The organism is Pontibacter ramchanderi (assembly GCF_002846395.1).
Lineage (GTDB): Bacteria > Bacteroidota > Bacteroidia > Cytophagales > Hymenobacteraceae > Pontibacter > Pontibacter ramchanderi.
Genome location: NZ_PJMU01000003.1, coordinates 612,433 through 637,312, shown reverse-complemented (window position 1 = coordinate 637,312; position 24,880 = coordinate 612,433). Strand labels below are relative to the sequence as shown.

The following is a 24,880-nucleotide window of genomic DNA, read 5'->3' as shown; positions in this document are numbered from 1 at the left end:
AGTATTTTTTATACAGATTATAAAAATAAGGAAAAAACAGAGAAGTTAAACAGAAATAAAAGTTATGCATGCAGCGTAAATTTTTATACCTTGCTATACCTTAAAACTTAATTCAGACGCACTATGGCAACACAAGAAGAATTTGAGCAGGCAGTGGCTCAGTCAAAGGAACTGACGGAACGACCATCGAACAACATTTTGCTGCAACTCTACGGCCTATTTAAGCAGGCTACCGAAGGAGATGTGAACACGGAGCGTCCGGGTGGCTTTGATTTTAAGAACATTGCCAAATGGGATGCCTGGAAAAGCCTGCAGGGAACGAGCCAGGAGGATGCCCGTGCGCAGTATGTGCAGTTGGTAAACAGCCTGCGGAATGCTTAACCGCTAAAAGCAGCAGGTATAAAAAAAGCGCCCCACGGGGCGCTTTTTTAGTTTTCTTTCCAGGTATAGCCGCTATCGTGGCACCCGTAGCGCCGACTCAAAAAAGGCAAACTGATGCCGAGTGTGCCACCCAGAAAGCCACGGGCCGACATGTTCTTTGACTCGCAGATGGGGCAGGCCTCGGTTTCCGGGTATACCTGAGCGGGAGCCGCTAGTTCAATGTTATCATCGAGGATGTACTCGCTGGTGCCGCGCTCTATGCGCGCGAGTAATTCCAGGGCCTCTTCCACATCGCCTTCCGTTACCTGTAGCTTCACGCCGCCCACCGCCAGCGAGTAAAGTGGCTGCGCCGCAATGATCTGCTCGTCCCCCAGAAAGCACAGAATTCCCTCCGCTTCGAGGCGGCCTTTGAGAATGTGGGCTTCTGTGGGTTGGCTGAAAGTGGCGACGGTGATAAGGCGCTCTGCCATGGTGTACAGGTAGTGTTAGGTCGGGGTGTGGCTACTGTTTTTTCGGCGGCAGATCAAAGGCCTCGGCCTCGTGCTCAAAATGCCCTTTGTGCGAGCCATCGCAGAAAGGTTTGTTCTTGGACATCCCGCAGCGGCAGATCGAGACTAGCTCACGGCCGCCCAGGCCATAGACGTTGCCATGTTTGTCCACAATCTCAAATTCACCTTCCACGCGCAGTGAGCCGTTGCTGTTCACTGTTATTTTTGTCTTCGCCATTATCTTGTGTTTAGTATAGAAACAAATATAGCTTTTTTGCGGCATAATTACCAGCGGACTACTTGCAGAAGGGGAGGGCCAGAAACGCCACAGCCCCCGGACCATGGTGGCCGGAGGCTGTGGCGTTCACGTTGTAGCGTGCAAAATTAGTTGCTGTACACGTAATTGAACGTTTGAGACTGGCCATTTGGTAGCGTTACCGTCTGGCTGGTCGGCATGCCGCTTTCGTCGTACTTATAAGAGTAAGAGCGGGTAAAGGTCTTCTGGCTGTTGTGTACCGCCATAGAAGAGCGCACCAGGTTGTTTGGGCTGCTGGCCGAGCCTGGCTCTGCGAAATCATGCAGTGGGTTCGGGTTAGAATCGTAAGAGTTCGTAGTTGTGGCGTAAAGCTTGGCTTCTCCGCTACCGTCGATCACAAACTGCTTCTCCTGGGCATAGTTGCCATTCGGCAATACTTCATAGGTCGTGAAAGACTTGAGTTTGCCTTTCTCCTCGGTGCCCTCATACACTGATTTCTTGCTCAGTTTGTTGGCAGCGTCGTAGGAGTACGTGCTGTAAGTCTGGTATTCCGGCTTACCGCCTGTGTAGTAGGTTGATACCGACTTGCTCAACTCGCCCTTGTCGTTGTAGGTATAGTGCTGCTCTGTCAGGAGTGTCTGGCTTTTGCCGCCGTAGGTTGTGCTCTTGATGAGTCGGCCTTTTTCGTCGCGCTCGTACTTGTCCACACTCTCCACCTCGCCGGTTTCCTGGTTGTAGTGGTTCACCTGGCTAAGCTGCTTGCTCACCACTTTGTAAGAAGTAACCTCAGTAGAGTCCAGCAGGATGTGCGACAGGCTGCCCTTGTCGAAAGTAGGTGCTGCAGACTCGTGGTCATTTTTCTCGCAAGACGATAGGGCTACCACGCCACATACGAGCATGGCGGGTAAAAAACGGTTTTTCAATTTCATTTGGCTAAAAGTTGAAAAGTGAAAATAAATAAACAGCACAGGGCGCTTCCCCGGCAGTCTCAGGTAAAACGCCCTTTTCTTTAAAATAATTGCACTGCTGCTGATAAAATTACAGTAAAAGCTATGATTGATAGAATTTTACAATCTGTTAATTTTTGTAAGATGTTGATATTTAGCTGTTTGTTGTTTGTGGTTTCTGATGAAAAAAGTTTCGTTGCGTATAAAAGTGCAATTTTAATTGAGCGAAGCCTCTTGAGCGATCTGCAGCAACTCGTCGCCGGCATCTATGTCGTGGCGCAACTGCTCCTGGAAGTTGATAGAGATACGGAGCGCCTTCAGGCCCTGCACTCCCTGCAGTTCCTCAATGTCCAGGTCTTCTACCTCCGGTTCGATGTAGCCCTCTGCCTGCAGGAAGTCGATGTAGCGGCGGTACTCCTGCGCCTCTTTTGGCTGTGTGTACACAATGGCCACTTTGCCAGGCTGGGTCAGGCGCTCTTCGGTGCCGCGCAGGGTAGCTTTGTCGATGCGCTTTTTGATGATCTCGTAGCGGATGTTGTCAGCGCCCTCCACGTCAAACTTTTTCTCGTCTAGCCGGAAACGGATGCAGATCGGGTTGCTGTGCACCAGGATCAGTTGTGTGATCTCGAGTGGCAGTTTCAGGTTAGCGCGTAGCTTGTGTATGCGGCGGGCAATCTCGCAGGTGAGCATCAATTGCCAGAGGCGCATGTTCTTCAGGTATAGCTCCTCAAAATGGCCGCTGTTCAGAAGCGATGCCCCGATGTAAATGTTATACTCCAGTCCATCGGTCTTGTATTTCTCAAAATAGTGCGGAAAGATATGCTGCGCCTTTTCTTCCTCCCGGTCCAGGAAGCTGGAAATGGTGTCGTTGATCAGGTATAGGCTCTCCTCATAGGCCCGCCGTTTGTTGTATACCACTCCGTTCGGGTTATTGGTGGCCTTGCGGTAAGCCTCAATAGCTTGCTGGGTAGAGGGGTACTTTTGGGTAAAGTGGTTGAAGAGCGGCTCGATCTCGCTGCGCAAAAACTCCAGCACGACCGCCTCATCGCCCGAACTCAGTTCCTGCACAATGTTTTGCGAATACTTATCGATCTTATACACCAGCTCATCCAGGATGGAGAGCGGCAGCTTGTCCTTGGCGGCCAGAATCACCTCTTTGGCCAGCACCAGCTGGTCGAGCAGGTCGCCCTGTATGGCCTTGTTGCGCTCCGAAGCCGAGCTGCGGATGTCCGATACGCCATAAAGCGGATAGATGTCGCGAAACACAATGGGCTCTATCTCGGCCGGCACGTTGCGCTCCATCTTATCGAGCAGGTTAATGGCAGCCTGCGTGAAGCGCCACTCCACAATGGGGTGTATGGCGGTATACTTCTCTTTGATGATGTTCTGGATGCTGCTGCGCAACTCGTCGAGCATGCGGTTGAGTGCCAGCGCAAAGAGTGGCAGTATCTCCTTAAGCTTGATCGTGGAAAGGGCATTCAGTTCGCCAGGTATAGGCGAGGCCAACTCCAGCATCCCGATCGTCTGGCCTTCGTATTGCAGCGGTGCGATGATGAGGTTGCGCAGGCCGGTTCTGATCAGTTCCTGCTCCAGTCGGTTGGGTTCGTCCAACTGCTCCAGGTCGTCTACTATAATGGTGTTGCCTTTGATAAGCACAGGGGCGTAAATGGACTCGGTCAGGTCTTCGAGCTTGATGCGGGAGTCTTTCTGCAGCACCAAACCGTTCCAGGTTTTGCGGGTATAGTTGGTGTCGAACTCGTGCAGGGCAGGCAGCGAAGCCAGGCCCAGCCGCAGCCCCGGCAGCCCAAATAGCACACGCAGCTTCTGCTGCAGGCTATCAAAGCCTTCAGTGGTAGTCACAGAGTCCTGGTCGAGCAGGTCGTAGCGCAGCGAGGAGATGGTGGCCTCGTTGGTCACGTCCGTGAAATCGTAAATGGCAAAGCCGCTGAACTCAAAGTTTTCCGGCGGGATCTTTTGCATCCACAGGTCCAGGTCGTTGTAGCGGTTGATCAGGAAGTTGATCTCCTGGGTGCTGAGTTTCTTGATCGGGCCTTTGGCCTTCACTTTCATGAACTTAAGGTCGGTGATGAGTTTGTAGTGCCGGTCCAGCCTGGTAAACTTGTCTTTGATGCTGAAGATAAAGGGCTCGTCCACAAAGAAATTGGCATTGTAGAACTTCTCCAGTATCAGGGTATAGGCCGAGAGTGTCTGTCGGAAAAGCAGGGTTTTGAGGTCGAGGTTCAGCTTTTGGGTATAGTTGCCACCTCCCAGCAGGTCCAGTTCCTCCAGGCGCGGCGTGGCATAGAAGCTGTCGAAGTGAAAGGGCAGCACCGTGGCGCGCAGGTCATTCTCCCAGAGCGCACTCGGGAAAATGTCTTCCATCAGGATGTCGACTGTGTCAATGTATTTGTCGATGATCGACACGTCTTCAATAGGCTCCAGCAGCTCGGGGGTTTGGCGCAGCAGCCCGGCCAGCTCGTTTACACGGGCCACATTGCAATTCGGGTCGGTCTTGATCTTGTTTTCCCAGTAAGACACCAGCGGTGACAGGCTGAGGGTCGCCTTGAACGGAAACCGCTCGGCACTCAGGATGATCTCGTCCCGGTTAGGTATAGAAACAACGGTTTCGTGGAAGTTGTCCCTCGTTTTGCGCATAGTAAGTTTTTGGTTTTAATGGGGGAAGAACGTGTGTGGCACAATCCCAGGTGCGGCGCAGGCCAGACGCCTGCCTTTGCTTTAAACGTAAGCAGTGCTAAAAAGATAGTGAGCGATGTGTTTTGTAGGTTAAAGGAAAGTATCGGATTAAAAAAATATAGTGACAGCAGCATGCTCTGGCATAATATTTAATGGAGAGCTGTGTTAGAAGAGTATTCCGTCATTAAATAAAACCAACCTATGAAGAAGCTATTTGTAGCCGTAGTGCTGCTTGCCATGACCCTCGGCACACTGGGAGCGCAGGCACAGACCAGGTCAAAACTGGAGCAGGACCTGGAGGATTTCCGGAACTGGATGAACAAGCGCGTAAACCAGGGCGATAGCATAACAAGGGCTGAATGGCCCACTGTGAAGCAGGAGTTCCGGGCCCGTACCCAGCGCCTGGACCGCAGCAGCGGCCAGATGAACGAAGCCTCGAAGCAAGAATATGGCGAACTGAAAAGCCAGTACCAGGAGTGGGAGGCGGAGAACGATGAGCGCTACGGCCAACCGCTTAGCCGCGAGACGGCCGCTAACTGGGAGCGCCGCCTGGCCGGAACCAGCAACATCGGGCAGCTAAGAGCCAGTCAGATACGAGGCGTTTACATCCGGTTTATGGAGAACGTGCGGGCACAACGCACCAATTGGAGCCTGCGCGACTGGGACTATGCCGAGCACGTATACCTGCAACTCAACGACCGCAAGCAGCAGGTGCTCAGTCAGATGAATAACAGCGATAAAATGAAGGTAGCCGCCCTGCAGGTAGAGTTCAACACGCTACGCAAAAGCCGCGACGCCAAAGACAGGTATAACCAGATGCGGGAGCAACGGTAATCAGTTTGTGTACCTGGACTTAGTGACAAAGGACTATTTGACAAAGGACGGTTATGCGGCTCAAAGCTAACCTGCGCCAGGCGAAAGCCTGGGTTGCATCAGCTTGTGAAGAAGCCAATCACCCTTTCTTTTGTCAAATAGTCTTTTGTCAACTAATTTAAATAGCGTTCTTGCCCTTGGTGCCGCCCGACTGGTCGCCTTTGTTGCGGCCCTGGTTCGGGCTTTTGTCTTTCTGCTGGTCGCCCAGGCTGCGGTTTCCTTCCTGTCCGCCCTGCTTTTTAGCCTCAGGCTGCTGCGACTTGTTCTTGTCCTGGTTGTGTCCCTTTGTCATAGCTTTTAGTTAAATGTGGATAAAAGATTCGATTGTGCCTGATTACAGGTAATCAGTGCTATACCTGAAACAGGCACTACAGTAGATAAACGGCCTTCAGCCACGATGGTTAGGAAAGGCGGGCTATACCCCATGTTCTTCAGGAATAAGCAGGTATAGCGAGAAAGCACCTACCGCCATCACCAGGTCCCTCACGGCAATGTCGTAATACTCGCCGGTCAGCAATAGGTTTAGGGCAATGCTCACCAGCCATAAACCGACTACCAGCGCCCCCAACTTCGGTTTCAGGAGAACCAGCAAACCGGCTCCAATCTCAATTATACCTACCAGGTTCATAAAGGCAGATGTGCTGAAAGGTAACAGGTTGGCCACCGCCGGGGCAAGGTATTTGTTCCAGTCGGTGAGCAGGTGCAGGTATTTGTCTAGGCCCGCCAGAATAGGCACGATGGCATAGGTATACTTGGTTAAGTTGGTGGCTATAGCAATGCGGTTGTACGCAGGGCGTTCAGTCCGCTGCATGCCTGTTGTTGATGCAATTGTATCCATGATGATATCCTCCTTTTTATTGGTGATTTTATTTAACTCTGATGGTTAGATGATTATGTTCTAAAATCGTTACAAAAGAGTGTAACAAATTGGCTGGTAAGGCATCTAAGCATTGTAGCAAAACAAGAGGAGGTATGGGAAAGCTAGCAACGTTCGAAAAAGCAGCCCTGAGCGACAGCGCCGTGGTGGAAAGAATACTGGGAGGGGAGGTATCGCTCTATGAGCTCCTGATGCGGCGACACAACCAGAAGCTCTACCGGGTAGTGAGGAGCTACCTGAAGCAGGAGCAGGAGGTGGAAGACGTGATGCAGGAAACCTACCTGCAGGCTTTCGAAAAGCTGTCTCAGTTCCGCAATGAGGCCCTGTTTTCCACTTGGCTGATCCGGATCGGGATTAACAAGGCCCTGTCCAGACTGCGCGAACAGAAAAGGCTGAGCGGCGGCTCTCTGCTGATGGACCAGCCGGAGCGTTTGTCCGTTCTCCTGCAAAACATGAGTGCCCCTAACCCTGAACAGGCCACCATCCGGCAGGAAGTGAAACAGCTACTGGAAAGCGCCATTGACAGCATTCCTGAGAAGTACAGAATCGTGTACATGCTTCGCGAGATGGAGGATATGTCCATGCACGACATCGCGCAGTGCCTGGAGCTTTCGGAGAGCAACGTAAAGGTGCGCCTGCACCGGGCCAAGAGCATGCTGAAAGAGAGTCTGCTCAAGCTTTCGGTAGGGGAGGATGTGTTTGAGTTTGGCAACAAGCGCTGCGATGCGGTGGTCAGGCAGGTACTTAATGCCCTCACTTAAATCGCTGGCCCTAATAGTTAGCTAATCGATTGTGGGTTAGTGTGATAAAGGGCGTGCGCATAGGTATAGGAAGGGAGCTGGCTAAAAAAACCGGTGCCGGGCTGAGGAATTAGGCTGTGGCATCACCGAAAAAACGTAGATTTGCAGTCGGTTTCTTCACCCATTATACTATTACCATGCACATTGCGATCGTCGGCAATATTGGCGCCGGCAAAACCACCCTGGCCACCAAACTTTCCCAGCATTTTAAGTGGGAGCTATACCTGGAGGCAGTTGAGAATAACCCTTACCTGAAGGATTTTTATGAGGACATGGAACGCTGGTCCTTCCATCTGCAGGTATACTTTCTGAACAGCCGGTTCGGTCAGGTACAGCAAATACAGGCCAAGGACGGACACGTGATCCAGGACCGCACCATTTATGAAGATGCCTTTATCTTTGCCAAAAACCTGCACCAGTCGGGACTGATGAGCACGCGCGACTACGAGAACTACTTTGCCCTTTTCCAGTCGATGATCAGCATGGTGAAAGCGCCTGACCTGATGATCTACCTGAAGGCTGACCTGCCTAAACTGATCGGGCAGATCGAGAAACGCAACCGCGACTACGAGAACAACATCAGCATCAACTACCTGCGTAACCTCAACGAGCACTACAACACCTGGATGAGCAGCTACGACCAGGGCAAGTTGCTCGTGATCGATGTGAACAACATGGATTTTGTGGCCAATCCAGAGGATCTGGGAAGCATTATTGAACGCATCAACGGCGAGTTGTTCGGCTTGTTCTAAGATGAAGCTATACTGGTGACGTGTTAGTTTGCCAGCCACACATGAGGTATAAGCCGCTGTGCCGAAAGGTATAGCGGCTTTTTCTTTTCCCCCAAATCCTGTATCTTTCTCTTGAAAAAAACTAACCTTAGATAAACCATGAGATCACGCCACCTTCTACTTGTTTCTGCCGTAGCCGCCCTGACGGCCGCCTGCACCGGCAGCACCACCAACGAAGCGCAGACAACCGAGGCCGTGCAGACCGACGCTACTGCCACAGACCTGCAGCAAAAGCTAGGCATGTATACCTCCGTACGCCTGACATCCGACCTGAGTGGGTTGAGCGAGAAGGAGCGCCAGATGATCCCGCTCTTGATTGAGGCCAGCAACATCATGGACGAGCTGTTTTGGTACGAAGCCTATGGCAAAAAAGACTCCCTGCTGAACGCGCTCACCGACGATGCCGCGAAACAGTTTGTGAAAATAAACTACGGCCCCTGGGACAGACTCAATAACAACGAACCCTTTCTGCCGGGTGTGGGACCCAAGCCCGACGCGGCCAACTTCTACCCACAGGACATGACGAAGGAGGAGTTTGAGAAGGCTAACCTGAAAGACAAAACCAGCCAGTATACCTTCCTCCGCCGCGACGCCAACGGCCAGCTCATCACCGTGCCATACCATGTGCAGTTTAAGGAGCAGGTAAAGCGTGCATCTGACCTGCTGCGCCAGGCGGCAAATCTGGCCGATGAGCCGGGCCTGAAGAAATACCTGACTCTGCGCGCCGATGCCCTGCTCAACGACAACTACCAGCCCAGCGACCTGGCCTGGATGGACATGAAAAACAATCGCATCGATGTGGTGATTGGTCCGATTGAAACCTACGAGGACAAAGTATTCGGCTATAAGGCGGCGCACGAGGCCTATGTGCTGATCAAGGACATGGACTGGAGCAAGCGCCTCGAAAAATATGCGGCCTTCCTGCCGGAGCTGCAACGCGGACTGCCAGTGCCGGCCAACTACAAAAAAGAAACACCGGGCACCGACTCTGACCTGAATGCCTACGACGTGGTGTACTACGCCGGCGACTGCAACGCGGGCAGCAAGACCATCGCCATTAACCTGCCCAACGACGAGGAGGTGCAGCTGAAGAAAGGCACCCGTCGACTGCAGCTCAAAAACGCCATGCAGGCCAAGTTCGACAAGATCATGCTTCCGATTGCCGACGAGCTGATCGCCGACGACCAGATGCAGCACATCACCTTCGATGCCTTCTTCGCCAACACCATGTTCCACGAAGTGGCGCACGGCCTTGGTATCAAGAACACCATCAACGGCAAAGGCACCGTGCGGGAGGCGCTAAAAGAGCATGCCTCGGCACTGGAGGAAGGCAAAGCCGATATCCTGGGCCTGTACATGATCACGCAATTGCATAAGAAAGGTGAAGTGAGCGGCAGCCTCGAAGATTACTATACCACCTTCATGGCCGGCATCTTCCGCTCGGTGCGCTTTGGCGCGGCCAGTGCCCACGGCAAGGCCAACATGGTGCGTTTCAACTTCTTTAAAGAGAACGGCGCCTTCGAGCGCGACGCCCAGACAGGTAAATACCGCGTGAACTACGTGAAAATGGGAGAGGCCATGGACAAGCTATCAGAACTGATCCTGACGCTGCAGGGCAATGGCGACTATGCCGGTGTGGGTAAACTATTGAATGAGCAGGGCCTGATCAGTGCCGAGCTGCAGGCCGACCTCGACCGCCTCAGCCAGAAGAACATCCCGGTAGATGTGGTGTTTGAGCAGGGGGTGGATGTGCTGGGCCTTAAATAACAGGTATGGCGCTTCTTCACTGGAAACAGCAGGATCTGACCTCCCGAAGGTACACAGTGTACGACGAAAACGGGCAGGTTGGTGAGCTTGCCTTCAGGGGCTGGACCAGCAACGACGCCGATTTCTGCTCAGAGCGCATTAACCTGTACTTTTAGAAGCAAGGTTGGCTTCAGCACGATGTTACCATTCATTTCAAAGATGAGGTGATCGGTATGAGTAAAACCTCGGGTTTCGGCAAAACCAATACCACGCTGGTGTCGGGTGAGCAGTTTACCTTTCAGGGCAAGTCGCTGGACAGTACCAGAGAACTGCAGGATGAAGCTGGCAACATCTTGATGCGCTTTGAACAAAGCAGCCCTAGTATGTCGGGCGGGCAGATTTCCATTGCCCGGGATATTCCGGAGCTGACCAGGTTGCTGCTAGTAGCCACCGGACTTTACTTCAGGCATCTCGGGCAGTAGCTGAGTTGATCTCCAGATAGGCGGTTCCAGTGAAAAGAACTGTTTAAGTATTCGAAATTATGAATAAAAGGCCCTGCCGACTGGCAGGGCCTTTTACGTTATTGGCTGTATTTGTAAGCTTTTGTGGGTTTGCAGCTGCTGAGGGCCTGTTGTGGATAATTGCTTGCAAATATAGACAACTTATAAAGTGGCTTGGGAGTAAAACTGTTTTCCAACTCACTTTAAATCAAATATTTAATCATGAAAAATTTTGTAAAATCATTCTACGATTTTAACAGAGACAGCCCGCAGGAGCGCCAGGAACGCAACAAATTATACCCTGAACTGGCCAAATTCCACATTGCCCTACGCGAGGAAATGAGCGAAGAAGAGTATCAGGAATTCTACAGAGCGGAGAAAGAAGCCGCCCGTAACCTGATGATCCCTAACCAAACCACCCCAACTCAATGGATACGAATGTAACTCGTAATAATAGCAGAAACTGAAAAAGGTAAACCGATAGTGGTTTACCTTTTTTGTTTAATGTCTTTGTATGTGGTTTTAAGGTTCCAGGCCTTTTTTTGAAAAGTCTTTTGTCACCAAGTCCTTTGTCAATTAGTCAAAGAGCAGCTATACCTGTTACAGCATCTCCAGCAGCAATGCTGCTCCCTCTTCACCAACCAACGAGCCGATGGCCACCCCCATGCCGCCCATGCGCACGGCGCAGCACACATGCTCCGACACCGGCTGCACAATAGTGGTTTTGCCTGGGCCTACGCCCATAATGCCGCTCCAGCGCTGCTCTACTTCGTAAGGTGTACCAGGCAATATAACTTCTCGCAGCAGCTCGTCTAGTTTGTTCTGCACCAGGTCTGTCAGCCCCATTTCGGTAGTTTCTTCGGTTGTGAAGTCCAGGTTGCGGCCACCGCCGAACAGTACCCGGTTGCCAATGTTGCGGAAGTAGTAGAAGCCTTTGTCGTAGTGGAAGGTGCCTTTGAAGCGCAGCCCAGGTATAGGTTTGGTTATGAGCACCTGCGCCCGGGCCGGTGCCACTTGCAGCTGTGGCAGCAATTGGCGTGCAAAGCCGTTCGTCGCGACCAGGGCTGCTCGGGCAGGTATAGCGATGCCTTGTCTGGTGAGGGCGGTTATACCCGTGCTTTCTTCCTCCAGACGTTCGATCTCCAGTCCGTTCAAAACGATCACACCCAGGGCCTGCACCTTCCGGGTGAGCGCCAGGATCATTTTGCCCGTGTCGATCTGGCCTTCTGCGGTGCTCTCGATCAGGTGCGCTACCTGTTTGAAACCAAATTCCCCGATCTTGTGGTCAGCCAGGCGGTATACCTCCTGCTCACCCGTTACCTGCTGCAGCTGCTTATTCAGGTAGGATATTTGCTCGAGGCAGGCTTCGTAAAGCGGCTTTTGGCTCTCCTTAAACAACTCGTAGCCGCCCCAGCGGTGAAAGTCGATCGCCTGGTCGCCGAGGTTCTGGCGCAGGCGCTGCAGTCCGCACCAGCGGCGCTCCACCAGCGCAAATACTTCGTTTTCAGTATGGTGGCTCAGGTCGTCGAGCAATTCGGAGGGGCTGCCAAAGCAGGCGAAACCGGCGTTGCGGGTACTGGCCCCGGTGGGCAGCAGGCCACGTTCCACCACCAGTACTTTCAGGGCAGGCTGCTGTGTTTTCAGGTATAGCGCCGCATTCAGGCCTACAATGCCGCTGCCCACGATGAGCACATCCACGTGGCTGAAATACGATTCCTTTTCCCAGAAACTCAACTCCATGGCTACTCGTCCTCGCGGGTATAGGTATGCTTGTAGTTGCGGGCCGTTGCCTCGTCTATTATCTCAAAACCCGTCAGCATGATCTCGCGCTCGCCATTGTTGTAGCCGCGCACAAATACGCCTTCCGGTGATTCGTAGATAGAGTAGTTGTGGCGACCGAAAGGGTAGAGGTTGTTGCTCCGGAGGGTTGTAGCGTTGGTAAGATCAGCAGTTCTACCGTCCGGCGTTTTGATGATGAATTTCTTTTTATCTGTTGTCATGATTCGCAATCTTCTAAAATCTTATCCAAGATAGCACTAATCTCGGAAGCATGGCTCAAAACCATCAGGTGTCCGGCTCTTTTTACTTTGATGATGCCCGGATAGGTGCCCATGGGCAGTATGCGGTCGGCGGTGCCGTGGAGCATCACACAATTCTCGTAGTGGTCGGGTTGGTGCCAGTTGAGCAGCTGACCGATGGCCCAGCGCAGGAAATGCGGATCGGTTTCGAGAATGACTTGCTTGAGCAGTGCTTTCTCGGCCTTGGTGCTGGCGCCAAAAAGTACGGGTCCCACAAAATGGAAGCGCTTGAGCCAGGGCACAGGTATAATGCGATGCAGGCGCAAAAAGCCCATCAGGCGGTAGTACCAGGGCAGAATCTTACTGCTGGCGATGCTCGAGATGAGGATGGTTTTGCGTGGGTTCAGAAACTTGGAGAGCTCGATGGCTACCACGCCGCCAAAGGACATGCCCACCAGCACCGGGTTTGGTTCGGTGATCTGATCGGCCAGCCGCAGCGCATAGTCGTGCAGGGGCTCATCGTCGTAAGGCTGTATCCAGCGCACGTATACCTTGTTTTTGCATTTGAGATGCAGAAACTGGAACATGCGCTCGTCCGCTCCCAGGCCGCTGATAAAATAAACGGTGCTCATACAGCTGTGCATTTCCGGCTGTTGCCGTGTACAAAAGCAAAGCTACGGCTTTTCTTCTAATCGCGCAGGGCGACCCCCTGACTCAGAAAGGAGAGTACATCCTTTAAGGTTTCCTGTGGCTGCTCTTCCATGGGTATGTGCCCTGCACCGGCATACAGTTTTAGTTGGGCGCCCCGTATACCTTGCTGAAAGCGTCTGGCATCCGTGGGCGACACCCAGGCATCGGCCTCGCCCCACAGGATAAGAGTAGGTGCCTGCACCTGCGCCAGTTTATGCAGGTTGTCGCTGTCCACGGTGTTTAGGCGGTCTATGAAGGCGTTTCGGTTGCCCTCCCGCAATAGCAGGTCATGGCTCAGGCTGATGGTTTCGGATTTGAGTTTGGTATCGTCGCCGTAAACCTCCCGGAGGCTCTGGGCCACAATGAAACGGGGCGTGACATACTTAAGAGAGTGCCGGAGCAGGGGCGTTTGGGCCATCCGGAAGGGCAACGTGATGTTTTTGTCGTTGGCATTGGTGACGCCAGTAGGGGAGACCAGGATCAGCTTTTGCACCCGCTTGGGGTAGGTGGCGGCAAATTCGTAGGCAATCTGCCCACCTAGGGAGCTGCCCCCGATGTGGGCCTGCTCTATACCCAGGCTGTCCATAAACTGCAGGAGCAGGTCGCGGTAATAGTCGATGGAGTAGGAGCCGGAGGGATTGGGACCTGTGAGGCCGAAGCCGGGCAGGTCGAGCCGCAGCACCCGGTGTTGCTTGCTCAGCTCAGCAGACCAGCCATCCCAAGTCTGCAGCGAAGCCGCTGTGCCGTGCAGCAGAATGATCGGCATACCCTGTCCCTCGTCGCGGTAGTGCAACTCGACACCGGCTATGTTGACAAACCGGGAGGAGAAAGTTGTATACCTGGCTTTGAGCTCCTCAGCAGGTATGTCGGCTCTGATCATGAACGCAAAAGCCACCAGCAGGGCCAGTGCAGCTGCTATTGCTATACTTTTTGGCTTAACACGCATGAGCTTGGGAGGTTAAATCTATTGCTTGTACTAAAGTATGAAAAAATTGATTAAATGTTTTCACAGAATATCACTTTACTTAAACTAAAAAAGCAGTCTGCCATACATGACAGACTGCTTTTTTAGTTTGGGAGAAGGCTATACCTACAAACCAGACTCCTTTTTAAACTTGCTTCCGAAGAAATAATAAACAGGTATACCCAGCGCCACAATAATCAGCCCCGGCCAGGTATAGACTGGTTTGTAGATCAGCAGGATGACACAGATGCCTGAGGAGAGCAGTACGTAAAGCGCCGGCAGGATCGGGTAACCGAAGGCTTTGTAGGGGCGCTTCAGGTCCGGGCGGCGTACACGCAGCACAAATACGCCTATTACTGTAATGATATAGAAGAGCATCACCGCAAAGATCACGTAGTCGAGCAGGTCGTTGTAAGTACCGGAAAGGCAGAGCATGCAGGCCCAGAGGCACTGCAGCCACAGCGCCGCAGCCGGCACGCCGTTTTTGTTCAGGTGCCCCATCTTCTCGAAGAACAGCCCGTCTTTGGCAATGGCGTAGTATACCCGCGCCCCTGACAGGATGGCCCCATTGTTACAGCCAAAGGTTGAGATCATGATCAGGATGGCGATACCCACAGTGGCCGGGTAGCCGCCGATCACCTCCGCCACAGCCGTTGCCACGCGGTCGTTGGAGGCGTATTTGATGCCTTGGCCTATCACGTCGGTTGCGTTCGGGTCGCCGTTGAGGGGGAGCACGAGCAGGTATACCAGGTTGATGATCAGGTATAGCCCCATCACAATGGCACTGCCGATCACCATACTAAGCACGATGGTACGCTTCGGGTTCACGATCTCATCGCCTGAAAAGCCGATGTTGTTCCAGGAGTCGGCAGAGAACAAAGCGCCAACCATGGCAATGCCGATGGCCGTGATCAGTGCCATACCTGCCGGAGGCGCTTCACTGGCTCCGTTGGCAGCTGCTGCAGATCCCCAGAAATCAGAGAAGTTAGCCTGCACCGCCGTGTCGTTGATGCCGAAAAGCAGACCGAACAGAATCAGGCCGAAGAGGGCGATCAGTTTCGTGCTGCCGAAGATGTTCTGGATCAGCTTGCCGCTCTTTACACCGCGGGAATTAATATAAGTCAGGTATAGAATGCTTAAAATAGCCAGCAGCTGCACGGAGGTGAAGTTAAAGCCAGCCAAAGAAAACAGTACATTGTCTTCGCTAAACCAGGGTATAAGCACCCCGGTAAAGCGGGCGAAAGCCACCGCCACTGCTGCAATTACTCCCGTCTGTATCACCAGAAAAAGCGTCCAGCCATACAGGAAAGCCACCATCTTGTTATAGGCCTCCTTCAGGTATACATACTGCCCGCCCACTTTCGGGAACATCGACGACAACTCGCCATAGCTGATGGCACCCACCATGGTCAGGAAGCCAGAGAGGACCCACACCAGCAGCATGTTGCCCGGACTCACCACCGCCCTGGAGATATCGGCCGTTACGATAAAGATGCCTGAACCGATCATACCGCCGGTCACGATCATGATGGCGTCGAAAAGCGTGATCTCGCGCTTAAAGCCGCTTTCCTTTTCAGTTTGCTGCATGCTTTCTACTTCTTCTATATGCTGCATAAAAGCTGTTTCTACTTGTGGTAATAGCCAAAAGCCATGTCGGGTGGCTAAGGCTGAAGGGCAAAATTAAAGTTAATTCTCGGGGAAATGGCAAAGGGCAGGCATTATCTGGAATAAAGACAGAAGTAGTTGATTTATATATAACTATACCCGGTAATAATTGGCATTTTTTTGCTCTAGAATAAGGCGGCTGTTAGTCTGGTTTTTAGGGTGCTTCACGGATAATTCTAGCCCCTTGGTATAAAATAGTAGTGATTATAGCAACAGTACCTTGCATAACAAAGTACTATAGAATAACTTTGTCACAGTAATTAATTCATAACCACTAAATATTAAAGCCATGAAAGTATTATTCTTAATCGCCGCCACTGTTTCTTGCTTCGGTCTTGCACTCCAGCCAACTGTTAAACAAACGCCATCAGGTGAGGCCGTTATCGCCAACCAGGTAGCCATGGAGGTTGAAGAGCCAGTGATGACCGTGCTACTCGATACCGTGTTGATTACTCCTGTTGCGCCAGATGCGGTAGCTGCTAACGTGCGCTAAGCCGTAGCAGCCCGCTGGCCGGCAGCCAATGGATCCTGCGCCAGCAGCCACTCTTCGGCCAGGCGCCGTTCATAAAAGTTTTTCATAGAAAGCTGGGGCGTAATGCGCTCCTCCAATTCGCGGGCAGCAAGCTTACTGAACATGCTAAAGGAATAAACGTGTGCCAAGTAGCGCAAACCCAATCTGAGCACCTGCGGCAGCCACTCAAACTGGAGCCAGTCGTTGGCATCCTGCCAGTCGCCGGTTACTTCGGTCTTGTCATTGAGCAACTTCGGGCAGGGAGCTTCTTTCAACAGATCCAGGTATGCCTGCGCTGCACAAACTACGTTGTCCGCCGTTATGTGGCCCTGCCATTTGGCCTCGATGTAGTCTTTCTTACGCTGAATTGTCACGTAGACATCACCCATCAGGTGGCGCAGCTCTATTTTCGCCGTCGGTGCATTTTCCGGAAGAATAATTCGGGGTACCATAAGTTACTATGCATGGTTGGGTTGCCAATGTAAGCAATCTGATTGCTTCACCCACACAAAGCGCCCTATTTTGAGTAGAGTGCTCCGAAACCGGGGTAAATGATGGCGTTTCAGGAAGAGGCGTCAGTCTGCTCTATACCCACAAACACACCTTCCGCTCTCACTTCGACTCGGTGTAAAACCGCTTTCCGGGTACGGAAGTCGCATTCACGCCCATCTTTCATGCTATACCTGTAGCTGTGCCAGGGGCAGATCACTTCATCCAGATAATTTGTTGTGCCTCGGCTGAGGGAATAGCCGAGGTGGGGGCAGCCGTCGTCGAGGGCGAAAAAACCGTTGGCGGTATGGGCAATGCACACGGTACGGCCGTCAAGCACCAGTTGCTTCAGTTTCCGGAGGGGCACCTGCTCACGGGCTTCGGATTCGCTTTCAAACACCTTGTGCCAGGTATAGCGGGCTTGCTTCTTTTCCATTAGTGCCTGTTAGTTGCTCACCCGGATGGCCGAGGCATGCGCCTGTATCGGGAACGACTCCATCACTTCCCCATCAAACCAGGCTTCCACCATCTGTCCTTCGCGCAAATGTTCTAACCGAAGCGTAGCACCCTCGGTGTTCTCGATGTACGTTTTGGCATCGATGCGAAGCGTCGCCTGGGTATGGTTAGTCTTTATTCCTTCCACTGATTCAACCAGTACCACGGCTACACCTTCCTTTTTCTTGGAATTGGTCTTTTTGATGTTAGTGATGTTGCCCCGCATATCGGGCTGCGTGTTGGGGATATGAAAGCCGTCCTGTGTCTGGCATCCGGCCAACAGGAGTGCTGTTAAAGGGAGTAGGTGCAGGTATCTTCTCATGTGCTTGGAGGCGTATGTGAGCCGCTGCCATTAAAGAGACAGGGGCGTTTTTGACCTTTGTACGCAGCAGGAAGACGATAAGTAATGGCCCAGGCCTATTTTATTTAGGGGCTTAAGCCACACGCATGAACTGATCGGAGAGTTCGCGTCGCATGCTCTCGCCCTGGGTATAGTAGGAGAGGAAATCAGTGCGGCGGCACGTGGCCAGGCGCGGCTCCTGGCGGAGCGTGAGACGGGAGCGTTTGCCGATTGTGAGCAGGCCGATTCCTTTTCGTTCGCACACTTTAGATAAGTAGTTAGCCATGGCATTGCCGCGCCAGCACAGACTGCTTACCTGTATTCCTAGCCACTGGTGGTCGCCGGGCTGTTGCTTGAGTTGGTCTACCGCCTCTTTTAACTGCTGCTGCATGTAGTGCTGGCAAAGGCGGGAGTGAACAAAGAAAACCAAAGCGGCCAGAGCGGCGGGCAGTATGGCAAGCGCCAGCCAGTTGCCGGTCAGGAAGCAAAGGTAGGCCGCTGTTCCCAGCACAGAGGCGGCCGTTAGATAGCGACTTCTGCCCAGTCCCCTTTTCTTATAGGAGCTCAGCAGGCGTGCAAGCTTAGTAGAGGCAGCCGTGTTGAGCGAAACGGCAAAAAAGCAGTTGTCGTGTTTCTGGTAGGCAAAAAGCGCGTCAGCCACGGTGCCCTGGAGGGTAGACACGTTTCTGTTCAGGAGCAATCCAGATTTTTTTTCATGTTTGGCATAATAGGACCCAAGAAACTCGATAGCCTGGTCCCCGATTCTGCTTTCTGCCATATACGTCAGTTGTTTGTAGCCTTCAAATACATTGTTTCATAGTTGGGGCTATCCAGTAAAACTGACAAGCCTTTGGGCAGGATGCGTATGCTGTTCTTCTACTTTTTTACAAATATAGCGAGGCTAAAATATAATGCTAATAATTTGATTATTTTTTTGTAAACTTTGCTTTAACCTATGTGTTTCTTGGTTTAGTCCTGACTAGTCATATTACAAGTATAAATCTAATATCGTAAAACCATTGAAATGTAAGCCGGTTTAAATACAAAAAAATAATGCCGATCGTTATATGTCGGGTTATCGTGACTTTCTGTCTTGTAAAACCGGCAAAACTGGGTAGGCTGGCACAAATTTTTTAGATTTACAGCACGGTGATGCTGGCTCACCTCGGTTGCTTCTTTAACTTAAAACATGAAAAAAAGTTCTTCGCTCTTATTTGCCTTGTTCGCGCTGTTGCTAACCAACCCGCTGCAGGCACAGGCACCCGCCAAACCCCATGCCGCTGAACTGCTGCAGGATATCAAAAAGCTGAACGTGCTGGGTACTGCCCTGTATGTGGCGGCGCACCCCGACGATGAGAACACCCGCTTTATCGCCTACTTGGCCAACGAAAAACTTTACAGCACGGGTTACCTCTCGGTTACCCGGGGCGACGGCGGGCAAAATCTGATCGGTCCTGAAATAAGAGAAGGCCTGGGCATCATCCGAACGCAGGAGTTGCTGCAGGCCCGCCGCACCGACGGTGGCAAGCAGTTCTTTACCCGTGCCAACGACTTTGGTTTCTCTAAAAACCCAGAGGAGACGTTTGCTATCTGGGACAAGGAAAAGGTGCTGCATGATGTGGTGTGGGCCATCCGTAAGTTCAAGCCCGATGTGATCATCACCCGCTTCTCGCCACGACCATCCGAAACCCACGGTCACCATACGGCTTCGGCCATGCTGGCCAACGAGGCCTTTGAGGCCGCCGCCGACCCCAAGCGCTTTCCGGAGCAACTGAAGCATGTGCAGGTATGGCAGGCCAAACGGGTGCTCTGGAACACCGGTGTGTGGTCTTTCCGCAGCCAGAAGGAGTTTGAGGACTACGGTTCACAACTGCTGAAAGTAGAGGTGGGCGGTTTTAATCCGCTATTGGGCAAATCGTACCCCGAGATCGCCGCTTTGAGCCGCAGCATGCACAAGAGCCAGGGCTTCGGAGCCACGGGTACACGCGGTGTTACGATGGAGTATTTGGAGCATACAAAAGGGGAGCGGGCCAAGGAAGAACTGTTTGAGGGCATCAACACGACCTGGAGCCGCGTGAAGGGAAGCGAGAAAGTGGCAGCCCTGCTGCAACAGGCTGTGGCGGAGTTCAAACCAGAGCAACCGGCCGCGGTGGTGCCTACGCTGCTGGCCGCCCGAAAAGAACTAGCCAAACTGCCCGACAGTTATTGGAAGCAAATCAAGACAGAGGAGTTGGAGCGTGTTGTGTACCACAGCCTGGGCCTATACCTGGAGGCCGTGGCCACCGACTACGCCGTGACTCCGGGTGAGCGCCTGAACGTGCAGTTGGAAGCCATTAACCGCTCCGCTATACCTGTGCAGTTGGTGAGCATGCGCCCTTCTTTTACTTCTAAAGATAGTGTGCTGAATAAAACGCTTGCACCTAATGAGGGGCACCTTATACCTTTCAAAATACAGATTCCGGCCACAGCCCAACTTTCTCAGCCGTACTGGTTACGCCAGGAGGGTACGCTGGGTCTCTTCCGGGTAGAAGATGTGCGGGAGATCGGGAAACCGGAGAATTCACCTGCCGCAGAAGTTAAATTCGACCTGCTGATCGGGGGTGAGGCTTTCAGCTATACCTTACCGGTCGTGTACAAGCGCAACGACCCCGTGGACGGCGAGCAATACCGACCGCTGGCCATCACGCCACCTGTATTTGTGAACATCTCCGAAAAGGTGCTGATGTTTGCCTCACAGGAACCAAAGCCAGTGCATGTGCTCGTGAAAGCGGGTAAAGCAGGTATAAAGGGCAACGTGGCCCTGCAGCTGCCCAAAGGCTGGCGGGCAGAACCGGCGCAGCTAGCCTTCGACCTGGAGCAGAATGGGGCAGAGCAGCTGGTGCGTTTTATGGTGCATCCGCCCAAAGGTCAGCAGGAAGTGGAGTTAAAAGCCGTGGCCACAGTGGAGGGCAAGGCCTATACCCGTGGACTCAACCTTATTCAGTATAGCCACATCCCAACGCAAACCACCTTCCCGGAAGCCGTAACCAAAGCTGTGAGGCTCGACCTGAAGCGCAACGGGGAACAGATCGCCTACCTGATGGGAGCCGGCGACGACATACCTGCCAGTCTGCAGCAGATCGGGTATAACGTGACCCTGCTGAAGGACGAGGACATGACAGACCAAAATCTGAAGCGCTTTGATGCGGTGATCCTGGGCGTTAGGGCTTATAATACGGTGGAGCGCATGAATTTCTACCAGCCCCGACTGCTGAACTATGTGCAGCAGGGCGGCACCGTGATCGTGCAGTATAACACCGGCCACAGCCTCAAGACCAGCAACATTGCCCCATACCCTCTCAAAATTTCGAGCCAGCGGGTAACCGTAGAGGATGCCGACGTGCGTTTCCTGAAACCGGGCCACCAGGCGCTGAACACGCCGAACAAGATCACCAAAAAAGATTTTGAGGGCTGGGTGCAGGAACGCGGCTTATACTTCCCAAGTGAGTGGAGCAGCGAGTTCGAGGCCATTCTATCGAGCAACGACCCGGGCGAACCTGCCCGCGACGGTGGCTTGCTGATCGCCAGGTATGGCAAAGGGCATTTTGTGTATACCGGCTATTCGTGGTTCAGGCAGCTGCCTGCCGGGGTGCCTGGCGCCTACCGCATTTTTACTAACCTCATCTCCCTCGGAAACGGCCACGGTGGCCAGGGCAGTGCGGAGAGTACAGTAAAATAAATCAGTGTAGCACGACTCCTTTGGTGAGATACGGACAAAGGACAGTTTGACAAAAGACAAAGGATAGAGTCAAGTAAGATAAAACCGTTTCCCAAACTTCTTTTGTCCCACAGTCTTTTGTCAAGGCTTCGCAAATGGCACCACTCGTTCAGATTTGAATTCCGCATAGCAAAGGCAGTAGCTACCAGCAGTCATGTGGATTGCAAATCCGAAACATCAATAAAATCAGAGGCATCGTGATACTGGGTATATGCTACGTGATACGAGAAGCAAAAAAATATGAAAGATAAACATTCTGATGGCCAGCTATCTGCTGCATCCGATAAACCACCCTTTTTCAAGAGCTGGAAAGGCATGTACTGGCTGGTGCTGGGCAACCTCGCTTTTCTGATCATTCTGTTTTACATCATCACGCGCATCTATTCATGAGGTTACTCGACTGGATTGTACTACTCGGCACCATGGGCTTTATTGTGATCTATGGGGTTTGGAAAACACGAGGCAGCAAAGACATAGAAGGCTACCTGAAAGGCGACAACAGCATGAAGTGGTGGACCATCGGTCTGTCCATTATGGCTACGCAGGCCAGCGCCATTACCTTTCTTTCCACGCCGGGGCAGGCTTACGAAGACGGTATGCGCTTTGTGCAGTTTTACTTCGGCCTTCCAATCGCCATGGTCATCATCTCGATCACGGTCATCCCGATCTTTTACCGCCTCAAGGTATATACCGCCTACGAGTACCTCGAAAGCCGCTTCGACCTGAAAACCCGCTCGCTGGCGGCCCTGCTTTTTCTGGTGCAGCGTGGCTTGGCGGCCGGCATCACTATTTATGCGCCTGCCATCATCCTTTCTACCATTTTGGGTTGGAACCTGACGCTTACCAACCTATTCATTGGTGTTTTGGTGATCATCTATACCGTGTCGGGCGGCACCAAGGCTGTGAGCGTAACCCAAAAGCAGCAGATGGCCGTGATGATGGGGGGTATGCTTGTGGCTGGTTTTATGGTGGTGCACTACCTGCCCGAGAGCGTGTCGTTTGGTGATGCGGTGGCTGTGGCTGGCAAAATGGGGAAGATGAATGTGGTGGACTTTTCCTGGGATTGGGAGACGAGCTGGAACGACCGGTATAATTTCTGGTCGGGTATGACGGGTGGTTTATTCCTAGCCCTTTCTTACTTTGGTACCGACCAGAGCCAGGTGGCGCGCTACCTGGGTGGCCGCTCTGTGGGGGAGAGCCGGCTGGGACTGCTTTTCAATGGCTTGCTCAAGATTCCGATGCAGTTTATTATCCTGTTCATCGGGGTGATGGTGTTTGTGTTCTACCAGTTCAACCAGCCGCCACTCTTTTTCAACGAGGCGGCTAAAAACAAGGTATACGCAACTGATTTTGCACCGGAGATGCAGGCACTCGAAGCGCAGCACACCACCCTGTTCAACCAAAAGCAGGAGGCCGTGCACGGACTGGTCGCAGCCCTGCGCACCGACGACGAAACGGCGATAGCCGCTGCCCAAGCCGAGGTACAAGGTATAACCGACGCCTCCAAAGTGCTGCGTGACGACGCAAAGGCACTGATCGCCAAAGCCACTCCTGACGCCGAGACCCGGGACACCGACTACGTATTCATCTCTTTTGTGATGAAGTATTTGCCGGCCGGTCTGGTGGGCTTGCTATTGGCTGTGATCTTCTCGGCGGCCATGTCTTCCACGGCATCCGAGCTCAATGCATTGGCCTCCACCACCGTGGTCGATATCTACAAGCGGTCAGTCAAAAAGGACAAGGACAACTTCCACTACCTGCGGGCATCGCGTGTATTCACAGCTGCTTGGGGCACCCTGGCCATTATCTTCGCCACCTACGCCTCCCTGCTCGACAACCTGATCCAGGCCGTTAACATCATCGGGTCTATTTTCTACGGCACCATCCTGGGTATTTTCCTGGTGGCTTTCTATGTGAAGTTCATTAAAGGCAACGCCGTGTTCCTGGGTGCTCTACTGGCCGAAGCGGTAGTACTTTACTGTCATTTCTACACCGACATCGCCTTCCTGTGGTTCAACGTGATCGGCTGTGTCGCCGTGGTTGTGTTTGGCGCGATCATCCAGTTATTCATGGGAGAGAAGAACAAAGTCGAAAAAGTATCTGCATAAGGAAGCGTTTGCTGTTTTAAGATCAGGATTTTCAGGGTTTTATTAAGGCTTTTATCTCAAAGGTTGAGAGGAGTCTCGTAACAGTTTTGTACTAGCAATACCAACCCTACACAGGAGCACTGTTGCACCTAAGTAGCAGGTGTTGAGAAGTAGTAGCTACTTCTTTTAGTGGGATGAAGAGGGGAATTTTGCCCTCCAACTATGGAACAAGTAGTTGTGCCAGGTGCACAAACTGACACGCCACTGTTGGGGGTGAAGGGGTCCCCTGTCAAGAGCGTTCAGCGAGTGGGGGTTGGGGCCCTCGATTTGGAGGGTCTTGACTTTTTTGCCTTCTTTGGGGGTAGGGGCCCTCGATTTGTGTCAAGACAAAAAGTAGGTGCCCGCCGCACAGGCGAAGCTATAGAACAAAACAGCTTAAGGTATAGAAAACAGAAGCAACGCCAGGTATAGGTATAGCCATGCTACCAGCTAAACCCAAGCCAGAGGCCCCACGATACCCGTCACGAGCGCGGACACTCGCACCCCCCTAATGCCGCGGCTTCTGCCCCGCCACAATATACACCAAACTACCCCCCGCCGAAACATACTCCTCATTCAAAAGCCTTTGCTTTAGGGCAATCTTATTGTAGAGCAACTTCTGCCAGTATGCGTCAAACTTGTCCTTATCACCACCCCCAGCCATAAAATAATTCAGGTTATCCTGGTAGTCGTAGCCCATCGATTCAGAGTCGATCCATTGCAGCATTTGCTCCACGCGCAGCATCTTCTCCTGCGTGTCGTAGGGCGGGATGATGGAAAGCGCCTTGTCTGAGATCCATACCTTGATGTTCTCCAGACCAGCCTTCAGGTATAGGTCAGGGATAACGTCGCCCAAAGAGTTAAAGCCTTCGCCGAGTCGCTTCTTGCCTTTTTCGATGCGCAGCTTGATCTCCAGAACTTCCAGCGTGCTCTCCACGTCAAAATCCGTTTCGCCGTAGCGGTCGAACATGAGGTTGGGAACGAGGTTATTGGGCTCCAGCGCGAGCACCCAACCACCGGGTTTCGTGATCCGGATCATTTCATCTATCACCTGCTTCGGGTCCTTCACGTGGATCAGCAGGGTCTGGCAAAGGGTAAGGTCGGCGAGGTTATCGGGGAGGGGGATGTTGGAAGCGTTGCCTACCCGAAAATCGTATTGAATATCGTTATGGAGGTAGATGCTTTGAGCTTTTTGCTTGGCCTCTTCGATGTACTCCGGCTCAAAATCCACGCCGTATACCTTGGCGCCCGGGGGCAGGTGCCGCGAAAACATAAAGCCCATCATGCCCTTGCCGCAGCCGATGTCCACAAGGGTGCCAGTATAGTGGAGGTGCAGGCGCTGGGCCAGCAGTTCTAAGTAGTCGTCGTTCCACCAGTATTCGCGGGCGGGACCGAGGTGGTCTTCTGAGTGTTTCTTTTGTTCTTCCAACAGGTATAGTTTATTGAGGTATTTAAAAAAAGAAAGCCCCTGC

The 24,880-nt window shown here is 52.6% G+C and carries 28 protein-coding genes; 12 read left to right on the top strand and 16 right to left on the bottom strand.

All coding sequences use genetic code 11. From position 1 onward, the window contains the following. Positions 1 to 123 precede the first annotated feature (123 nt). A complete protein-coding gene (locus tag BD749_RS15355) occupies positions 124 to 381 on the top strand; it encodes an acyl-CoA-binding protein (RefSeq protein WP_101445955.1) in 258 nt (85 codons plus the stop codon). A gap of 47 nt (positions 382 to 428) precedes the next feature. On the opposite strand, the gene BD749_RS15350 is transcribed toward BD749_RS15355, so the two are convergent. The 4 genes from BD749_RS15350 to BD749_RS15335 form a co-directional block, all read right to left on the bottom strand. Beyond that, a complete protein-coding gene (locus tag BD749_RS15350) occupies positions 429 to 851 on the bottom strand; it encodes a putative signal transducing protein (RefSeq protein WP_101445953.1) in 423 nt (140 codons plus the stop codon). A 31-nt stretch (positions 852 to 882) separates the two neighbouring features. Next, a complete protein-coding gene (locus BD749_RS15345; RefSeq protein ID WP_101445951.1) occupies positions 883 to 1,107 on the bottom strand; it encodes a CDGSH iron-sulfur domain-containing protein in 225 nt (74 codons plus the stop codon). A 146-nt stretch (positions 1,108 to 1,253) separates the two neighbouring features. Beyond that, positions 1,254 to 2,054, bottom strand: coding sequence for a hypothetical protein (locus BD749_RS15340; RefSeq protein WP_101445949.1), 801 nt, complete (start codon positions 2,052 to 2,054; stop codon positions 1,254 to 1,256). 234 nt (positions 2,055 to 2,288) lie between these two features. Next, a complete protein-coding gene (locus tag BD749_RS15335) occupies positions 2,289 to 4,727 on the bottom strand; it encodes a GAF domain-containing protein (protein ID WP_101445947.1) in 2,439 nt (812 codons plus the stop codon). Positions 4,728 to 4,967: 240 nt separating this feature from the next. Between BD749_RS15335 and BD749_RS15330 the strand changes: the two genes are divergently transcribed. Further along, the gene (locus BD749_RS15330) at positions 4,968 to 5,600 is read left to right on the top strand and encodes a DUF6565 domain-containing protein (protein ID WP_101445945.1); all 633 of its coding nucleotides are present in this window, start codon (positions 4,968 to 4,970) and stop codon (positions 5,598 to 5,600) included. Between the two features lie 157 nt (positions 5,601 to 5,757). Here the strand turns inward: BD749_RS15330 and BD749_RS19470 are convergent, their stop codons facing one another. Further along, a complete protein-coding gene (locus tag BD749_RS19470; RefSeq protein ID WP_180336426.1) occupies positions 5,758 to 5,931 on the bottom strand; it encodes a hypothetical protein in 174 nt (57 codons plus the stop codon). A 123-nt stretch (positions 5,932 to 6,054) separates the two neighbouring features. Then, positions 6,055 to 6,477, bottom strand: coding sequence for a tRNA (5-methylaminomethyl-2-thiouridylate)-methyltransferase (locus BD749_RS15325; RefSeq protein ID WP_101445943.1), 423 nt, complete (start codon positions 6,475 to 6,477; stop codon positions 6,055 to 6,057). A 134-nt stretch (positions 6,478 to 6,611) separates the two neighbouring features. Here BD749_RS15325 and BD749_RS15320 point away from each other — a divergent pair, with 134 nt between their 5' ends. The 6 genes from BD749_RS15320 (at position 6,612) to BD749_RS15300 (ending at position 10,797) form a co-directional block, all read left to right on the top strand. Then, positions 6,612 to 7,277, top strand: a complete 666-nt coding sequence (locus BD749_RS15320; protein WP_101445941.1) for an RNA polymerase sigma factor — start codon at positions 6,612 to 6,614, stop codon at positions 7,275 to 7,277. Positions 7,278 to 7,453: 176 nt separating this feature from the next. Then, positions 7,454 to 8,068: a deoxynucleoside kinase gene (locus tag BD749_RS15315; RefSeq protein ID WP_101445939.1), complete on the top strand. Its 615-nt coding sequence runs from the start codon at positions 7,454 to 7,456 to the stop codon at positions 8,066 to 8,068. Between the two features lie 138 nt (positions 8,069 to 8,206). Then, positions 8,207 to 9,874, top strand: a complete 1,668-nt coding sequence (locus tag BD749_RS15310; protein ID WP_101445937.1) for a dipeptidyl-peptidase 3 family protein — start codon at positions 8,207 to 8,209, stop codon at positions 9,872 to 9,874. Between the two features lie 5 nt (positions 9,875 to 9,879). Further along, on the top strand, positions 9,880 to 10,029 hold the full coding sequence (locus tag BD749_RS19620) for a hypothetical protein (protein WP_245869285.1): 150 nt from the start codon (positions 9,880 to 9,882) through the stop codon (positions 10,027 to 10,029). Positions 10,030 to 10,086: 57 nt separating this feature from the next. Beyond that, positions 10,087 to 10,335 carry a hypothetical protein gene (locus BD749_RS19615; protein ID WP_245869282.1) on the top strand — a complete coding sequence of 83 codons (249 nt, stop codon included), beginning with the start codon at positions 10,087 to 10,089 and terminating at the stop codon, positions 10,333 to 10,335. 240 nt (positions 10,336 to 10,575) lie between these two features. Next, on the top strand, positions 10,576 to 10,797 hold the full coding sequence (locus BD749_RS15300) for a hypothetical protein (RefSeq protein ID WP_101445935.1): 222 nt from the start codon (positions 10,576 to 10,578) through the stop codon (positions 10,795 to 10,797). A 156-nt stretch (positions 10,798 to 10,953) separates the two neighbouring features. On the opposite strand, the gene BD749_RS15295 is transcribed toward BD749_RS15300, so the two are convergent. The 5 genes from BD749_RS15295 to BD749_RS15275 form a co-directional block, all read right to left on the bottom strand. Next, positions 10,954 to 12,093: an NAD(P)/FAD-dependent oxidoreductase gene (locus BD749_RS15295; RefSeq protein ID WP_101445933.1), complete on the bottom strand. Its 1,140-nt coding sequence runs from the start codon at positions 12,091 to 12,093 to the stop codon at positions 10,954 to 10,956. Between the two features lie 2 nt (positions 12,094 to 12,095). Then, positions 12,096 to 12,353 (bottom strand): hypothetical protein, encoded by a 258-nt coding sequence (locus tag BD749_RS15290; RefSeq protein WP_101445930.1) that lies wholly within the window; start codon positions 12,351 to 12,353, stop codon positions 12,096 to 12,098. Further along, positions 12,350 to 13,003, bottom strand: a complete 654-nt coding sequence (locus BD749_RS15285) for an alpha/beta hydrolase (protein ID WP_101445927.1) — start codon at positions 13,001 to 13,003, stop codon at positions 12,350 to 12,352. The genes BD749_RS15290 and BD749_RS15285 overlap by 4 nt, the downstream gene beginning before the upstream one ends. A 56-nt stretch (positions 13,004 to 13,059) precedes the next feature. Continuing rightward, positions 13,060 to 14,007, bottom strand: coding sequence for an alpha/beta fold hydrolase (locus tag BD749_RS15280; protein ID WP_101445925.1), 948 nt, complete (start codon positions 14,005 to 14,007; stop codon positions 13,060 to 13,062). Positions 14,008 to 14,151: 144 nt separating this feature from the next. Next, complete coding sequence (locus tag BD749_RS15275) at positions 14,152 to 15,639, bottom strand: APC family permease (RefSeq protein ID WP_101445923.1); 1,488 nt, start codon at positions 15,637 to 15,639, stop codon at positions 14,152 to 14,154. A gap of 340 nt (positions 15,640 to 15,979) precedes the next feature. On the opposite strand from BD749_RS15275, the gene BD749_RS15270 reads away from it, so the two are divergent. Continuing rightward, positions 15,980 to 16,183 carry a hypothetical protein gene (locus tag BD749_RS15270; protein ID WP_101445920.1) on the top strand — a complete coding sequence of 68 codons (204 nt, stop codon included), beginning with the start codon at positions 15,980 to 15,982 and terminating at the stop codon, positions 16,181 to 16,183. Here the strand turns inward: BD749_RS15270 and BD749_RS15265 are convergent. From BD749_RS15265 to BD749_RS15250, 4 genes are all read right to left on the bottom strand, one after another. Beyond that, positions 16,180 to 16,653: a hypothetical protein gene (locus BD749_RS15265; protein WP_245869279.1), complete on the bottom strand. Its 474-nt coding sequence runs from the start codon at positions 16,651 to 16,653 to the stop codon at positions 16,180 to 16,182. The two genes, BD749_RS15270 and BD749_RS15265, sit on opposite strands and share 4 nt — an antisense overlap. A gap of 110 nt (positions 16,654 to 16,763) precedes the next feature. Next, on the bottom strand, positions 16,764 to 17,126 hold the full coding sequence (locus tag BD749_RS15260; protein ID WP_101445918.1) for a Rieske (2Fe-2S) protein: 363 nt from the start codon (positions 17,124 to 17,126) through the stop codon (positions 16,764 to 16,766). A gap of 9 nt (positions 17,127 to 17,135) precedes the next feature. Then, positions 17,136 to 17,507 (bottom strand): DUF3221 domain-containing protein, encoded by a 372-nt coding sequence (locus BD749_RS15255; RefSeq protein ID WP_101445917.1) that lies wholly within the window; start codon positions 17,505 to 17,507, stop codon positions 17,136 to 17,138. A 112-nt stretch (positions 17,508 to 17,619) separates the two neighbouring features. Continuing rightward, the gene (locus BD749_RS15250) at positions 17,620 to 18,303 is read right to left on the bottom strand and encodes a hypothetical protein (RefSeq protein ID WP_101445916.1); all 684 of its coding nucleotides are present in this window, start codon (positions 18,301 to 18,303) and stop codon (positions 17,620 to 17,622) included. A gap of 411 nt (positions 18,304 to 18,714) precedes the next feature. On the opposite strand from BD749_RS15250, the gene BD749_RS15245 reads away from it, so the two are divergent. From BD749_RS15245 to BD749_RS15240, 3 genes are all read left to right on the top strand, one after another. Beyond that, entirely contained in the window at positions 18,715 to 21,243 is a 2,529-nt protein-coding gene (locus tag BD749_RS15245; RefSeq protein WP_101445915.1) for a PIG-L family deacetylase, read from the top strand. A 279-nt stretch (positions 21,244 to 21,522) separates the two neighbouring features. Further along, positions 21,523 to 21,672 carry a hypothetical protein gene (locus BD749_RS19465; protein ID WP_180336425.1) on the top strand — a complete coding sequence of 50 codons (150 nt, stop codon included), beginning with the start codon at positions 21,523 to 21,525 and terminating at the stop codon, positions 21,670 to 21,672. Further along, on the top strand, positions 21,669 to 23,390 hold the full coding sequence (locus BD749_RS15240; RefSeq protein WP_101445914.1) for a sodium:solute symporter: 1,722 nt from the start codon (positions 21,669 to 21,671) through the stop codon (positions 23,388 to 23,390). Before BD749_RS19465 ends, BD749_RS15240 begins: the two co-directional genes overlap by 4 nt. 526 nt (positions 23,391 to 23,916) lie before the next feature. On the opposite strand, the gene BD749_RS15235 is transcribed toward BD749_RS15240, so the two are convergent. After that, a complete protein-coding gene (locus BD749_RS15235; protein WP_101445913.1) occupies positions 23,917 to 24,837 on the bottom strand; it encodes a class I SAM-dependent methyltransferase in 921 nt (306 codons plus the stop codon). Positions 24,838 to 24,880 lie beyond the last annotated feature (43 nt).

What these genes read in the sequence shown, in the direction of transcription:
- BD749_RS15270 (WP_101445920.1), top strand. Translation starts at nt 15,980, where the DNA reads ATGAAAGTATTATTCTTAATCGCCGCCACTGTTTCTTGCTTCGGTCTT.
- BD749_RS15280 (WP_101445925.1), bottom strand. Translation starts at nt 14,007, where the DNA reads ATGCGTGTTAAGCCAAAAAGTATAGCAATAGCAGCTGCACTGGCCCTG.
- BD749_RS15240 (WP_101445914.1), top strand. Translation starts at nt 21,669, where the DNA reads ATGAGGTTACTCGACTGGATTGTACTACTCGGCACCATGGGCTTTATT.
- BD749_RS19620 (WP_245869285.1), top strand. Translation starts at nt 9,880, where the DNA reads ATGGCGCTTCTTCACTGGAAACAGCAGGATCTGACCTCCCGAAGGTAC.
- BD749_RS15300 (WP_101445935.1), top strand. Translation starts at nt 10,576, where the DNA reads ATGAAAAATTTTGTAAAATCATTCTACGATTTTAACAGAGACAGCCCG.
- BD749_RS15350 (WP_101445953.1), bottom strand. Translation starts at nt 851, where the DNA reads ATGGCAGAGCGCCTTATCACCGTCGCCACTTTCAGCCAACCCACAGAA.
- BD749_RS15285 (WP_101445927.1), bottom strand. Translation starts at nt 13,003, where the DNA reads ATGAGCACCGTTTATTTTATCAGCGGCCTGGGAGCGGACGAGCGCATG.
- BD749_RS15345 (WP_101445951.1), bottom strand. Translation starts at nt 1,107, where the DNA reads ATGGCGAAGACAAAAATAACAGTGAACAGCAACGGCTCACTGCGCGTG.
- BD749_RS15325 (WP_101445943.1), bottom strand. Translation starts at nt 6,477, where the DNA reads ATGGATACAATTGCATCAACAACAGGCATGCAGCGGACTGAACGCCCT.
- BD749_RS15335 (WP_101445947.1), bottom strand. Translation starts at nt 4,727, where the DNA reads ATGCGCAAAACGAGGGACAACTTCCACGAAACCGTTGTTTCTATACCT.
- BD749_RS19615 (WP_245869282.1), top strand. Translation starts at nt 10,087, where the DNA reads ATGAGTAAAACCTCGGGTTTCGGCAAAACCAATACCACGCTGGTGTCG.
- BD749_RS19470 (WP_180336426.1), bottom strand. Translation starts at nt 5,931, where the DNA reads ATGACAAAGGGACACAACCAGGACAAGAACAAGTCGCAGCAGCCTGAG.
- BD749_RS15255 (WP_101445917.1), bottom strand. Translation starts at nt 17,507, where the DNA reads ATGAGAAGATACCTGCACCTACTCCCTTTAACAGCACTCCTGTTGGCC.
- BD749_RS15260 (WP_101445918.1), bottom strand. Translation starts at nt 17,126, where the DNA reads ATGGAAAAGAAGCAAGCCCGCTATACCTGGCACAAGGTGTTTGAAAGC.
- BD749_RS15340 (WP_101445949.1), bottom strand. Translation starts at nt 2,054, where the DNA reads ATGAAATTGAAAAACCGTTTTTTACCCGCCATGCTCGTATGTGGCGTG.
- BD749_RS15355 (WP_101445955.1), top strand. Translation starts at nt 124, where the DNA reads ATGGCAACACAAGAAGAATTTGAGCAGGCAGTGGCTCAGTCAAAGGAA.
- BD749_RS15310 (WP_101445937.1), top strand. Translation starts at nt 8,207, where the DNA reads ATGAGATCACGCCACCTTCTACTTGTTTCTGCCGTAGCCGCCCTGACG.
- BD749_RS15290 (WP_101445930.1), bottom strand. Translation starts at nt 12,353, where the DNA reads ATGACAACAGATAAAAAGAAATTCATCATCAAAACGCCGGACGGTAGA.
- BD749_RS15265 (WP_245869279.1), bottom strand. Translation starts at nt 16,653, where the DNA reads ATGGTACCCCGAATTATTCTTCCGGAAAATGCACCGACGGCGAAAATA.
- BD749_RS15245 (WP_101445915.1), top strand. Translation starts at nt 18,715, where the DNA reads ATGAAAAAAAGTTCTTCGCTCTTATTTGCCTTGTTCGCGCTGTTGCTA.
- BD749_RS15275 (WP_101445923.1), bottom strand. Translation starts at nt 15,639, where the DNA reads ATGCAGCATATAGAAGAAGTAGAAAGCATGCAGCAAACTGAAAAGGAA.
- BD749_RS15320 (WP_101445941.1), top strand. Translation starts at nt 6,612, where the DNA reads ATGGGAAAGCTAGCAACGTTCGAAAAAGCAGCCCTGAGCGACAGCGCC.
- BD749_RS15295 (WP_101445933.1), bottom strand. Translation starts at nt 12,093, where the DNA reads ATGGAGTTGAGTTTCTGGGAAAAGGAATCGTATTTCAGCCACGTGGAT.
- BD749_RS19465 (WP_180336425.1), top strand. Translation starts at nt 21,523, where the DNA reads ATGAAAGATAAACATTCTGATGGCCAGCTATCTGCTGCATCCGATAAA.
- BD749_RS15315 (WP_101445939.1), top strand. Translation starts at nt 7,454, where the DNA reads ATGCACATTGCGATCGTCGGCAATATTGGCGCCGGCAAAACCACCCTG.
- BD749_RS15330 (WP_101445945.1), top strand. Translation starts at nt 4,968, where the DNA reads ATGAAGAAGCTATTTGTAGCCGTAGTGCTGCTTGCCATGACCCTCGGC.
- BD749_RS15250 (WP_101445916.1), bottom strand. Translation starts at nt 18,303, where the DNA reads ATGGCAGAAAGCAGAATCGGGGACCAGGCTATCGAGTTTCTTGGGTCC.